This is a genomic window from Kitasatospora azatica KCTC 9699, assembly GCF_000744785.1.
GTDB lineage: Bacteria > Actinomycetota > Actinomycetes > Streptomycetales > Streptomycetaceae > Kitasatospora > Kitasatospora azatica.
Window position 1 is genome coordinate 5,609,150 of sequence record NZ_JQMO01000003.1, and the last position, 14,189, is coordinate 5,623,338.

The following is a 14,189-nucleotide window of genomic DNA, read 5'->3' on the forward strand; positions in this document are numbered from 1 at the left end:
TTCTGCTGCAGGCCGACGGGCGGAGCTGCTCGGCCAGGTCGTACCGGCCCCGGGCCAGCCGCGTACCTTGAGGTCCGCGGCCGGGCCCGACGGCGGCTCAGTTCCAGGCCGTGCAGGTCACTCCTCCGGACCAGTCCTCCCCGCAGGCCCGCACCCAGTAGCCCGGGCCGTCGTAGAGCGGGCTCTGGTCGGCGCCGTAGGTGGCCGCCCCGAATCCCCCGTTGGCACAGGTTCTGCGCAGCAGGCCGTTCCAGGTGCGCTGGGTGGGATCGGTGGTCTGGTCCTCCCAGAGGCAACCGCTGAAGAAGTCCTGCCAGTGGATCTCGCCCCAGGTGTGATCGTGCCCGTCCAGGGTGAAGACGTGCAGGGTCACGACGGTGCCGGAGCCGTACCCCCGCAGCGTCAGCCGGTCGGACGGAGCCGCCTGCGCCGCGGACGGGGTCAGGACAGCGGCGGTACCCGCCAGGGCCAGGCCGATCATCCAACGCTTGAGCATCATGGGCGTTCCTCCTCGGGACGGTGGGGCTCGCGGATCAGTAGTACGCGCGCCGGTGCCCGCCACCGGAGCCGTTGCCGGTGGAGCTCGGCGGCGCTGCACTCGACGGCGTGCTGGTTGCCGCCTTCTTGATCCATTGCCAGCCCTTGGAGAGCATCTGCTTGAAGGCCAGCACCGAGGCCACGATCGCCAGCTCGGAGCTGATCCAGTGGAAGGCGTGGTTGACGGACTCGACCGGCCCCTTCGGTGTACCGGTGCCGCTACTGGTCCGGCCCTGCCAGTCGTCGAACTTGTCGATCTTTCCGCTCTTGTCAACGGCGCCCTTGACGTCGCCGAGCTTTCCGTCCATCTGGCCAAACTTCTTCGCACGGGCGGCTGTTGCGTCGGCCTCGTCGGTGCCGTGGTCCGCCCCGCCGATGTCCTGGCCGGTGCCGTTCGGCCCGCCGTTGGGGTTGGGTCCCGGGTCGACGGGGTCGGGCAGCCCGCCCGTTGCCTTCTCCGCCTTGCTCGCCTCGTCGGCGTCCTTGCCGAGTTTCAGGAGCCACTTGCCGAACTTGGGGGCCTTGCTGAGGAACCTGCCCGCCTTGCCCCAGGGCGTGACCGATGCCACTCCCAGGACACAGGTGGTGTCGATGCTGTCCCCGCAGTGCTCGATGTCGGGCAGCGGATTCAACGGCTGCAGCACAGTGACTACGGCCTGCTGGCCCTTGCCCACCGGCGAGTCGCTGCCGAAGAAGTGGTCGTAGAGGCCACTCCACATGCAGTCCATTGGGTTCCAGGAGCTGCAGCCCGACCCCTGGTCGTCCGAGCTGAGGCCGGTCGGGTCGCTGGCGCTGACCGGGTCGTTGCCGGCGTAGGCATAGCCACCGATGGTCTGCGGTTCCGTGGCCGAGAACAGCGGGTCGACGGAGAGGAACCGGCCGGTCCCCGCATCGTAGGTCCGCGCACCGACTGCCGTGAGTCCGGTGACGGCGTCGGTGGGCTTGCCCAGGAAGGTGTGGTCGTCCACCCAGTTGGACTGAACGGCGCCGCGGCTCTCGCCGAACGGCTTGAGGTAGCGTCGCGACAGCACCTGGCCGCTGGCGGCGTTCACTGTCGTCCCGCCGGTGGCCTGGTTGTTGGTGATCTCGTACGTGAGCGCGCCGGTCGAGCCGGCCACGATCGTCGGGGCGCTCGGGTAGGCGTAGTAGCGGGTTCCGGTCACCGTCCCGGTACCGGTGCTCAGTTGGAGTTCGGTTCCGTCCAGGTAGAGCGTGGCGGTGCCGCTCTGGGTTCCAGTGGTGTAGTCCCGGCGCAGCAGGGTCTGGCCGTTGGCGTCGTAGACGAAGGATGCAGTCTTGTTGCTGCTCGTGTCGGCGACGGCGGCCAGGCGCCCCTCCGCATCCCAACTGAGCGTCTGCTTGGCGCCACTGGCCAGGTTGCGACCCGTGGTGTTACCCGATCCGTCGTAGGTGTAGGCGTCGGTGCCCGTGCTGCCGCCGGCCGCCGTGATGCCGGCCGGCAGGTGGGCGCCGGCGCCGCCAGTAGTGGCGGCGCCCGCGGTGTTGGTGGTGCCCGCGGCCGGGAAGGTGGACGTGCGGGTGACGTCCTTGGCGGTGTTGCCGGCGGGGTCGTGGTCGGTGACGGTGGAGCGGTTGCCGGTCAGGGCACCGTTCCCGAGGCCGGTGGCACCGGTGGCGTCGAAGCCGAAGCTCTGCCAGTACGGAGCCGGGCCGCCCAGGGCGGCAGCCGATGCGGGAGCGTTGTTGCGGGTGGAGTCGGCGCAGGAGCCGAGGCCACCGGTGGCGGTGGTGGGGCTGTTGGGGTTGGTGGTCGCGGAGGGGGTCTGATCACCCTTGTCGGCCCAGGCCTGGGTGACCCGACCGGCGTAGTCGTAGGTGTAGCACTGCAGGTCCCGAACGGCCGCACCCGGGTTGTAGGAGCCCGAGACCGTCCAGTTCTGCAGGTCGGCGGTGGAGGTCAGTCGGCCGGAGACGTCGTATGTGTAGGAGACGGCGTCGACGCTGTAGGTGTTGAGCTGGGTGGGGTTGGCGGCGTTCTGACCGGCCGTGGCGTCGGTGAAGGAGTTCGTCACCCGGCCCGTGGCGGCGTCGTAGAGGTTCTGCTGGACGATCTGGTACGGGTAGTCGCCCAGCGTCCGGGAGAGGATGCGGCCGAGCTGGTCATACTGGGTCGCCACCACGTAGTCGGCGTTGCCCCCGGCGGCCATTAGCAGGCCGTTGACGTTGTACGAGTTGTAGACCGTCTCGGCGGGAAGACCGCCTGCGGCCGGGAGGTCGGTGTGGTCGAGCAGGCCGGTGACGGGCGTGTAGGAGTTGTTGGTCACGTATGTGCCTGCCAGCGCGGCGTTGCCGTCAGCGGCCGGGACGCTCACCTGGGTACCGAGCGGCCGGGCGGCCGCGTCGTAGCCGGTGACCGCGGTGGTGTACGCGTTGGTCCCGCCACCCGTGTAGCGGGTGGAGGAGGCGGACAGGCCGCGGGTCGGCTTGCCATCCGAGCCGGGAGCGGTGTCGAAGCTCCAGGCGGCCAGCAGGGTCGAGGCGGCCGGAGTTCCGCTGCTCGCCAACGGCGCGTTGTACTCGGCAGTCCTGCGGTTCAGTGCGTCGTAGGTGAAGGACAGGTACTGGTTGCGGGCGTCCTGGGTCTGGACGACCAGCCCCGCGTTGTCCTCGGTCGTGTAGCTGGTGCCCGTGTCCGGGCCCGTGCTGGTGGTGTGATGGCCGAGCAGGTCGGTGGTCGTGGTGGTCCAGGTGTTGCGCCCGGTGGCGTCCGTCACGGTCGAGGTGGTGCCACCCGCGACGTAGGAGAAGCCGTAGGCCGTCACGTCCGCGTCGGCGGAGTTGCCGGTGGGCGCCGGCGGGTTGTTGTGGTAGGTCCACAGGGCGCTGGTCCGGCCGCGGACGTCCGTGACGGTCGATGTCGCTCCCGCGGACGCGGTCCCGTTGCCCGCCGGGGCGGTGGTGTCCGTGCGGTCGGCCCCGGGGTAGGCGGTAGTGGTGATCGCGCCGGGCACGGCGGTGCCGTTGTGGTACTGGGTGACGGTCAGCGGGCGGGACAGTCCGTCGTACGTCGTGACGGTCTGCGAGGGCAGGGCATCACCGTAGTTGCGGAACGCGCCGGACGGACTGCTGGACCCGTCGTAGGTGGCGCTCGCGGTGCGGTAGGGCTTTCCCAGGGAGTTGAACTCCACCTGGGTGGACACCAGTCCGGCAGACCCGTCGGCGGGCGTGGCCTGGGTCTGCACCTGCTCCCCGAAACCGTCGAGGATCGAGTACGCCAGCCCGTAGGAGTTGTCCTCGCGCAGGGTCTGAGTGGCCAGGTACGGGTTGGCCGCGGGGCCGGTGGCCCCCAACGAGGTGCCGAACACGCCGTACGAGTAGACCTGGTTGGGAATGGCCGGATACTGCGCCTTGGGGTGGTCGGCAGCCCAGACCTTGACCACTCGTCCGAGGCCGTCGTACAGCGCGTCGCTCTGGCGGCCGTTCACATCCACGGTCGTCTCGGTGACGGCCCGGCCGCGGTCGAGCGCGGTCGTCGAGGTCCAACCGGCCGCGTTCCGGACGGCGACCTGCTGGGGCAGCAGCTCGGTGCTCGGAGTGTAGGTGGTTTGGGTGGTGTGTTTGTCGGCATCGGTGGCCGAGAGGGTCCGGCCGTACTGGTCGAAGCCGGTCTGTGCGGTCGTGATCCAGCCTGCGTGGAACGAGGCTGCCGCCTGTGTGCTGGTGACGTCGCCGGTCGTGACCGTCCCCGGCGGTTGGTCGTCGTACAGGGCCTGGGTTTCCGAGACGGTCGTCGCCGCGGTCTCCGAGTTCGTGGCGCAGCTCTTGCCGGCCGGAACGGTCGAGGTGATGGTCGTCAGCGGATAGGCGGTCCACTGGGCGCCGTCGGCTCCCAGCGCGGTGTTGCCGGCGTAGTTGGTGAAGGTGCACAGCTCCTGCACGCCGCCCAGCGGATTGCCGGAGGTGTCGGTGTCGCCCTTGTCGTCGGTCAGCATCAGGTGGCCATTGCCGCCGACGCCGCCGGAACCGGTGAATACGGGGAGCGAGTTGTCGTAGGTGTAGTCGATCTCCGAGCGGCGCAGCGCGCCGGAGGCGAGCGGCGCGTAAGTGATCTTGCGCTGGATATGGGAGAAGTGCGCCCGCTGCGCCGGCAGTCCGGAAGCGCGGGTGTGCTGCGCGGTGACCATCCGGGGGTCGGTGGGGTCCTCGGGCACCGAGATCACATCGGAGAGCACCGTCGAGGACGTCTCCGAGGCGTAGGTCTGGGTCTCCAGCGCCTCACCGGCCAGGGCGTTGTCGTCGCGGTACCCGCCGGACGGGCACGCGGTGGTGACCGGTGCCTGGTTGTGCGAGTCGTTCAGGCAGACGAAGCCGGTCGGGTCCTGGTCCATGCCCCGGAAGTACGTCGTGACGCTCATCGCGTTGTGTCCGGCGGACTCACCGGCGGTGCTGGTCTGCACCTGAGGGAAGCCCCGGAACTGGTCGACGGTCCGGTAGGCCGGATCGGCCTGCTCGGAGTCGTTGGTGTGCCAGGCCGGCTTGCCCACGTAGGTGTAGTTGGTGGCGTGCGGAGCGGAGTAGACGTAGCCGGTGCCCTTGGTGGTGTTGTCGTTCACCGTGACACCGGTGACCAGGTACTTGTTGAACCAGTCGGTCACCATGGTGCCGTTGTTGCTGAAGTACTCCGGGTAGCACAGGGTCGTGTTCGCGGTGGTCGCCGGTGGCGGCGTGCTGCCGCATTTCAGTGCGGCGGGCAGGCCGTAGCCGACGATTGTCTCCGAGCCGAGCTCGTCGGTGATGTCGTTGAGGCGGTAGCGGTAGAACTGCGCCGTGCCGTACAGGGTGGATGCCTGGGAGCGGTTGGCCAGCTGCGTGTATCCGAGGTTGACCGCCGGGGCGTTCGAGGTGGCCAGGGTGCCGTCGGAGTTGACCGTGTAGCCGGTGCGGCCGATCGAATCCAGGCGCAGTTGCGCGCGGTTGCCCGAGGTCGCGTTGTCCTGCGGGAGCGGGAAAGACTGGTTGAACGTATAGGTGTCGACCGCCTGGTACTTGGCCGGAATTCCGGCCGGCTGCTTTCCCGAGGGAGCACCGGTGTTCACCGCGGTCTGGACGCCGGTCAGGCGCACCGTGGAGAAGTAGGCCGGGGAGAAGACGGCGCACGAGGTGCTGCCCGCGTCGCAGTGCCGGTCGTACGGGACGTCTGGGAAGGCCACGGCGTTGCCCGAACTCCCCGAGGTGATGCCCGTGGTGGCGACGCCCGACGAGACGCTCGGCGCAGCGGTCGGGCACTTCGGGTTGCCTGCCGCGTCGTACACACAGCGCGGGGCGTAGCCGAAGAGGTCGGTGGAGGCCGGCCAGGCGACGGCCGCGTTGCCGTCGGCGAGCAGGCCGGTGGATCTGGCGAGGTCGGCCTTCTGCCAGCCGTAGTCGATCTCGCGCAGGTAACCGGAGCGGGTGTAGGCGGTGGTGGCCGTCTTGTGCTGGTAGTTGTCGAGCTCCCTCGCGTAGCTGAAGCGGGTGACGTTTCCGTGCGGGTCGATGATGAAGTCCAGGTTCCACCGCCAGGCCTGCAGGCAGGTCTGCGGATCCACCGTCCCCGTCGGGTCGTTGCAGTTGCTGCCGCTGCCGGTGCCGAACACCGGCTCGGACCAGGTCGAATACGTCGGGCTGTCACCGCCTGTGCCGCCGAACCCCGCGGGCAGCCGGTTCGCCCCGTACACGTACACCGTGCCGTCGGTGTCCGTCAGCTTCCAGTACGCCTGGTTGGCCGTGTTGTTCGAGCCGCCCGTCGTGCCGTACAGGAGCTGCACCCGAGTACCGTCGTCGACCGCGAGCCGCCATTTGGAGGTGTCCGTGTCGTCCCGGACCAACTGCCCGGAGTGGCCGGTACCGGAGACGGCCGCGTTCGCCACGCCGAGGCACAGGTCACCGGACGACCCCCAGTTCGTCGGATCGACCTTGGCGCAGGGCTTGTACGTCGTCTCGATGAACGAGGAGGCGGCGCCGACGTCGAAACCCTCGCCGATGGCCGACGTCTGTCCGTTGGAGACCGTGGTGCGCCCGTCGACCGAGGCCGAGTCGTAGGCCAGCGACAGAGCGGCCCCGCCCGAGCCCAGCGACGCGGGGGTGCTCAGCGGGTAGGACCACTGGAACGACCCCGAGTTGCCCGAGGTCGTCCAGGAGTCCGAGGACTTCAGGGAGGATGCGGCGTACGTGCCGTTGGCGCCCGATGCCGTGGTGGTCGCCGCCAATACCAGCGACTGGGGCTGGGCCGTCGGGGCCGGCCGCTCCCCCGAGGAAGCCGGTCCCGAGGCCGACCCGGAAGTCGCACCCGGGAGACTGACGGTGGCGAGTAGCCGCTGGTTCGCGCGGTCGTTGACGGTCCGCACCGGCACCTGCACCCGGCAGGACGGCACGGACGGCGTGGTCAGCGCGCAGGGCTCCAGCGCGACCAGAGTCAGCCGGTCCGCAAAGTTCCCTCCGTCCGCACCGGACCAACTCCCGTACGGGACAGCGATATCCGCGGATCCGGATGCCGTCGACCCGTCCGCGCGTGCCAACTGCACGATGACGCCGGAGACACCGGCGGCCACCGCGGCCGCGTGGTCGGGCACGGTCACCCGCACGGCGGCCGGGCCAGGCGCCGCCACCTTCCCGGTGGTCGTCCCCGCCTCGGCCAGGGCCCCTGCCGGGGCCACCGAGACCGGCGCTTCCAAGGCCGTCTTCGTGGACAGCAGGGGTGCGGCGCCAGTGGTCAGATCCACCGTGAGGGTCGAGGCCGGGGGCCAGGCTGGCAGCGCTGCCGGTTGGGAGGCCACCCGGGGTGCGGCGCCGGCCGCGCGGGCGCCGGCGGCCCCGTTGAGCGGTGACGTGGACGGCAGCCCCTTGATGTCCCGGGGTTGCCAGACCCTCTGCGGATGCGGGCGCCCGCCGTGCCGGTCGGCGGCCGCGGCCTGCGCCGCCAGTCCTGGCAGCGGCGCGATCGAGCTGCCCAGCACGCCCGCCAGCACGGCCGCAACCGTCCACCGCCGCGAGCGGCCGACCGGTCGGCCGGACGGCGCGACCGGCGGAGAAGTCCCCCACAAACCCATGACCCCGTACCCCTTTGGTGACGTGACCGTGCACGGCCGGCTTCCGGCAGCCCATCGGCCTGGCGCCCGGCCGCCCGGAGCAGCAGGAGAGCCCACTCGCTCGACGTACCCGGCATGGAGGTGCATCGACCTCGGCAGTGAACCAGCCTCCGTCAGGAGGGACCAGTCACTTGGCAGCAAGCTGTCAGTTTCCGTTGCCAGGTGGCTGATGGGTCGTACCGTCGGCTAGCCGCGCCCGCGTTCGGGACCGGCATCCGCAACCACCTCGATCTGGAGGACCCGGGTGAGAGGATCACCGCCCATCCGCAAACGCACCGTGGCCCAAGTCGGGACGTCCGTCCTTGCCGCTGTGCTGATCACCGCGCTGTCGTCGACAGCTCTGGCGGTGGCCACGCCGTCCGCACCGTCCGTGACAGGTGGGAGGGGCGCGGCCGCGAGCGCAGGCCCGCCACGGCCTGCCGCCTCCTCCTCGGCCGCGCCGCCGGCTGCCGCCCAGCCTGCGGCACCGGCGGCCGATGACGTCCCGAGCACCGCGGATCCGCTGCTCAAGGGGATCGCCGCAGCGGTGGCGCAGGCCAGGAAGACCCACCAGCCGGTGGGGGTCGACGCCGCGACGACTCCCTACGCCACACTCACCGCGAAGCCCGACGGGGTGCTCACCGCACAGCAGTTCCTCGCCCCGCAGCGTGCCAAGGTCAATGGGTCCTGGCAGTCGATCGACACCACACTGGTCAAGGACGCCGGCGGCGGCATCAGCGCCAAGGCCACCCTGGCGGCGGTGAAGCTCTCCGGTGGCGGCAACGGCCCGCTGGCCACGGTGGACGACGGCTCGGGGCACGTGCTGACCTTCACCTGGCCCGGCGGCGCGCTGCCCGTGCCGACCTTGTCCGGGGACACCGCGACCTATGCCGGGGTCTACCCGGGGGTGGACCTCAAGATGGTGGCGCTGCCAGGCGGGGTGCGCGACCTGCTGGTGGTCCACGACGCCGTGGCCGCCGCCAACCCGGCACTGAAGACCATCAGCCTGGGCGTCACCGGCACTGGCCTGTCCGTGGGTGTCACCCCCGACGGCGGCGTGACGGCCAAGGACGCCGCCGGGCACGAGATCCTCGGCGGGCCCGCACCGATGATGTGGGATTCCGCGGGGTCCTCGGCACCGGTGCGCAGTGCCGCGGCGGAAGTGAGCCCGCCCGCCCGGACCGGCGGCGAGTCGGCCGCCAAGCCGCACACCGCGAAGATGCCGGCCACCGTCGCGCAGGGCGCGGTGACCGTGGTGCCGGACCGGTCGATGCTGACCGCGTCGTCCACCGTGTGGCCGCTGATCATCGACCCGGCGTGGTCCGAGACCAGCGAAGGCCCGCGCGACTGGATGGAGATCTGGTCCAACGGGCAGTCGGTCTACGACGGCAACCCCTGGCCGTACGCCAACTACGACACCTCGGCCGTCCGGGTCGGCAACGCCTCCGGGACGTTGGTCCGCTCATTGCTGTCGTTCCCGGCGTTCAACCTGCCCAAGCCCAGCGACTACAGCGCGCACCCGGGCGACCAGAGTCAGAACGTCACGTACATCGCCAAGGCGAACCTGAACCTGACGGCCCAGAGCGCGGTGTGCCCGACCACCCAGGTGTGGCGGGCCAATCCGTTCAACACCGGCTCCAACTGGTCCAACCAGAACGGCGGCAGCAACACCAACCTGTGGCCGACGTCGGGCCCCGGCTGGAACAACCCGGTCGCCACCATCGGCGGGTCGACCAACTGCCGCAACAGCCAGTTCAGCGTGGACATCACCGGTCAGGTGACCGACGTGTACAAGGCGGGCGGGAGCACGTACACGCTCGGCCTGCGGGCCGCGAACGAGGGACCAACCACCAGCAACTACGGCTCCTACTTCGTGCAGAACGCCGGGGGCAGCAACCCCAACATCACCATCGACTACGTCTCCGAGCCCTGGCTGGGCAAGCCGGCGCTGAACAGCACACCGGTCGGAAACCACTCGGGGAGCAGCAACCCCTGCGGTGACACCCGGGCCACCGCCGGCTACCTGCCGGTCCAGGCTGCCTCGGTCGGGCTGACCATGCCGGTCTACGACCTGTCCAGCCGGGTGGTGTCCTGGCAGCTGAACGCCGACGACTACGCGCCCGGCGCTTCCCTCCCGTCCGAGACGCTGAACGGCGGCTACGGGTACAGCACTGCTCCGACCACCGCGACCGGGCAGGCGCTGACCTCGATCACGCCCACCGGGTCCAACGGCTGGAACGGCACGCCGATGTCCTTGCAGGACGGCCACACCTACGCACTGTCGGGGCAGGCCTCGGACGACAAGTACGCCACTGACGGCTCGTCGGTCAACGTCTACGGCCAGCAGCTGCACGACGCCTGGAGCAACGGCGGCAACAACTACCCGGCGCCGTCGAGCCAGCCCTGCTGGTTCACCGCCGCGCTCACCCCGCCGAACCAGCCGACCGTCACGCAGTCGACCTTCCCAGCCACCGGCCAGCACCTGGCTTCCTACCCGACCGTGGGCAGCGCCGGCACCATCACGGTCAACGCCACCGCTCCCACAACTCCCATCGATCACTTCGACTGGGCGCTGAACACCACCAGCACCAACGAGGGCGCCGGCAACTGCACCGGCATCGCCAACGCCGCCTGCGGCACCGTCAACTCCGGTACCGCGGGCACCAGCGGCCTGGGCACCACCAACGCCACCGTCCCGATCAACCTGGCCTCCGGCGCGGGCAACGGCGAGCACTGGGGCGACAACTACCTCTACGTCTCGGCCGTCGACAAGGCCGGAAATGTCTCGGCCTACGGCCGCTACGACTTCTTCCTGGCCCAGGCGTTCTCCCCGGTGTCCTTCGGAAACGTCACCGGTGACGGCACCCCGAACCTGATGGGCGCCGACAAGAGCGGCAACCTCATCGTCTACCCGACCAACCTCGACCCGGCGGGCTCGGTCAACGCGGTCCAGGTGGCACCCGCCGCCTCGGCACCCAACGGCAGTTCCTGGGCCTCCGCCTTGATGACCCACCGCGGCGCCGAGCGGGTCCAGCCCACGGACGACCTATTCGCCTGGGACAAGGACAGCTTCGGCAACGGGCATCTGTACTACTACTTCAACGCCCAGACCGCCTCGGCCAGCACCCAGCCCGGCTACATCCCGCCGACCACGCTCAACGCCTTCGCCCAGACGCAGCAGACGCTGGTCACCCGGCCCAGCTGCACCCCCGGCGCGCTCAACGGCGGCTGCGTCGGCTACGACCCGAGCCCGAACTGGAGCTCCGTCCAGCAACTCGTCGCGCTCGGACCGGTACACGGCGGCTGCGCCATCAGCGCCCCGACCACCGCCTGCAAGACCAACCTGGTCTCGGTCGAGACGTACCAGGGCGCCACCAGGGTCTGGCTGTTCTCCCCCGCCGGCACCGGCCAGCTGACCAATCCGGTCCTGCTGTCGGTCTCCCAGCCGGGCTGGGACTGGTCCCGGATGCGGGTGATGGCACCGGGCAACGCGACGGGTCACCCCGGCGGGCCGGGCGGCATGCCCGACCTGTGGGCCGAGGACCCGGCCGGCACCCTGTGGCAGTTCACCAACCACACCGACACCGGTACCCTCGGTGCCGGCCTGGGCGACCTCAGCAGCAAGCAGCAGTTGGGGGCCACCGGTCAGTTCGCCCCTTACACCTGGGTCAACACCGCCGGTGACCTGAATGCCGACGGCAACCCCGACCTGTGGGCCATGAGTCCGGACGGTCAGGTCAGCGTCCTGCTCGGCCCGATCAACCCGAACCTGTCGGCCCAGGGCCAGACCACCGCCACTGCCATCGGCTGGGGAACCACCTCGGGCGTCAGCAACCTTCAGGGCGCCCCGCTCACCGGCAGCATCAACGGCCAGATCGTGATCGACATGACCGCAGGCGTCTCGGGCCAGAAGTGCGTCGACGATCTCTACGGAACGACGACCAACGGTACGACCGTCGACCTGTACGACTGCAACGCCACGTGGCCACAGCAGTGGTCCTTCCGCGCCGACGGGACCGTCCGGGCCCTGGGCAGCAACCCGGCAACCCCGTCGAACGTGTGCCTGGACACCAGCGGATCCCTCGTCCAGGCCACCAAGGTCACCCTGTGGAGCTGTGACTCGGCCAAGCGGGCCGCGTTCCAGACCTGGCGGATCATCCCCTCGCCCGCTGCCGCGGGCCGGTACTGGATCTACAACCCGGCTGCCGGCATGTGCCTGGACGACTCCGGGGCCAACACCGGCAACACCAACCCCTTCCAGCTGTGGCCCTGCTGGGACGCCGCCGGAAGGCCCGACGCCGCCCAGCGCTTCGTCCTGCCCACCGGAGCCGGCCAGACCCAGAGCGTCGAGGCCGAGTCCGTCTGGGGCAGCGTCAACGGCCCTGCCAGCCAGGTCCAGGGCAACTGCTGCGGGATCTCGCTGTCCAACGGCAACCAGGCCTACTTCCCCGGCAACGCTGCCAACCAGTCGGTGACTCTGAACTACTACGTGGCCAACGCCGGCACGTACTCCGTCACCCCCGCGCTGACCCGGACCAACGACCGCGGGCAGGTGTCGGTCACCATCGACGCCGGGACCGCACAGGCAGTCACCCTGCCGGTCACCTACGACGCCTACCAGGCTTCGGGCGTCTCCATCGTCCCGGTCCACTTCGGGACAGCGACGCTTGGCGCCGGACAGCACACCTTCACCTTCACGATGACCGGGACCAACGCCGCCAGCGTCGGCAACCGGTACGTCATCGGAATCGACACCCTCACGCTGGTCCCGACCGGCACCAACAGCCCCGCCGTCGGACTGGCCGTCCCGGTGACCGGACTGGTCGGCACGCCGGTCACGGCGGACGCCACCGCGTCCTACCCGGGCACCACGGGCATCACCGGCTACACCTACGACTTCGGCGACGGCACCGTCGTCGGACCGCAGGCCGCGGCCAGTGCGAGCCACACCTACGCCACGCCCGGCAGCTACATCGTCAAGGCCACCGCCACCGACGGCAGCGGCACCGGCACGAGCACTGCGGCGGCGATCACGGTGACCTCGGGCGCGGCCGGGCAGTGGAAGCTCTCCGACGGCACCGGCGCCACCGCCGCGGACACTGGCAACCCCGGCGGCCACCCCGGCACCCTCGGCTCCGGAGTGACCTGGAACCCCAACGGATCGGCGACCTTCGACGGCACCGGCCAGATCACCGCCGCGCCGGCGGTCGACACTTCGAAGTCGTTCTCCGCCGCAGCCTGGGTGAACCTCCAGGACAACACCGGCTACCACTTCGTCGTGGCGCAGGCCGGGACCACCATGGAGTCCTTCTACCTGGACTACGACCAGGCCCAGCACTCCTGGGCGATGGTCATGCCCACCAACGACACCGCGAGCCCCGGTTGGACCTGGGCCGCGGCGCCGGCCTCGGCAGTGTCGCTGAACACCTGGACCCACCTGGTCGGCACCTACAACGCGACCAACGGCACGATCAGCATCTACGTGAACGGCGTGCTGGCCGGCACCGGAACCACCACCACAGCCTGGAACAGCGCCACCAAGGCCGGCAGCGCGCTGCTGATCGGCGGTTCCGAACGTGCCGGAGTCGGCGGGTCCCGGCTCACCGGGGGCGTCGCGGATGCCCGCGTCTACCAGCAGGCTCTGACCTCCGACCAGGTGTCCTGGCTGTTCGGGAACTCCTCGTTCGCCCCGCAGGCCGCGCGAGGGCCCATCAACAGCCCGTCCCTGCCGGGCAAGTGCATCGACGACTACTACGGCAACCAGGCCAATGGCACCCACGTCAACGAGTGGGACTGCAACGGGTCCGCGCCGCAGGCCTGGACGATGAACCTCAACGGCACCATTACCCTGACCGGCTCCAACGGCACGAAGTGCCTGGACATCACCGGCGGCCCGGGCGCCACCGCCAACGGCACCCTGGTCCAGTTGTGGGACTGCCTGGGCAACGCGAACCAGCAGTGGGTGGCCCAGTCCGACGGCAACGGCCGCACCCGCCTGCTCAACCCCAACTCCGGGCGCTGCCTGGACGACCCGAACGGCTCGTTGAACAACGGCACCCAACTGCAGATCTGGGACTGCCTCGGCAATGCCAACCAGGCCTGGACACCTCCGCTGGGCACCAACCTGGCGGCCGGTGCCGCTGCGACCGCGTCCAGCCAGACCCCTGGCTGGGAGGCGACCCACCTGACCGACAACATCTACCACGGCACCAGCGCCGTTCCCGGCTACGCCAGCCAGTTCGACAGCACTGCCAACGCGACCGAGTGGGCCCAGATCGACCTCGGGAGCACCCACCAGATCGGCGAGGTCGACCTGTTCCCCCGGGACGAGGCCGCCAACGTCATCGGTGCGGGCTTCCCGGTCAACTTCACCATCGCCGTCAGTACAGACGGCACGAACTGGACCACGGTGGTCACCCAGGCGAACCACGCGAAGCCCGGTGACACTCCCCAACAGTTCTTCTTCAACCCGACGGGCGCGAGGTACATCAAGGTCAACGCCACTGTCCTGAGCACCGACCAGAACGGCAACCACTACTTCGAGCTCCGTCAGATCGGCGTGCAGGGGGTCTGATCCACCGCCTC

The 14,189-nt window shown here is 70.0% G+C and carries 3 protein-coding genes; 1 reads left to right on the plus strand and 2 read right to left on the minus strand.

From position 1 onward, the window contains the following. Nucleotides 1-97 precede the first annotated feature (97 nt). Together BR98_RS35370 and BR98_RS35375 are read right to left on the minus strand one after the other, a co-directional pair. Entirely contained in the window at nt 98-499 is a 402-nt protein-coding gene (locus BR98_RS35370) for a hypothetical protein (protein WP_035851497.1), read from the minus strand. A 34-nt stretch (nt 500-533) separates the two neighbouring features. Beyond that, the gene (locus BR98_RS35375; RefSeq protein WP_157538117.1) at nt 534-7,586 is read right to left on the minus strand and encodes an RHS repeat domain-containing protein; all 7,053 of its coding nucleotides are present in this window, start codon (nt 7,584-7,586) and stop codon (nt 534-536) included. A gap of 409 nt (nt 7,587-7,995) precedes the next feature. Between BR98_RS35375 and BR98_RS35385 the strand changes: the two genes are divergently transcribed. Then, nucleotides 7,996-14,178, plus strand: a complete 6,183-nt coding sequence (locus tag BR98_RS35385) for a ricin-type beta-trefoil lectin domain protein (protein WP_157538119.1) — start codon at nt 7,996-7,998, stop codon at nt 14,176-14,178. Nucleotides 14,179-14,189 lie beyond the last annotated feature (11 nt).

Bases quoted from the DNA above. Each gene is read 5' to 3' on its own strand.
- BR98_RS35375 (WP_157538117.1), bottom strand. From the start codon at position 7,586: ATGGGTTTGTGGGGGACTTCTCCGCCGGTCGCGCCGTCCGGCCGACCG.
- BR98_RS35370 (WP_035851497.1), bottom strand. From the start codon at position 499: ATGATGCTCAAGCGTTGGATGATCGGCCTGGCCCTGGCGGGTACCGCC.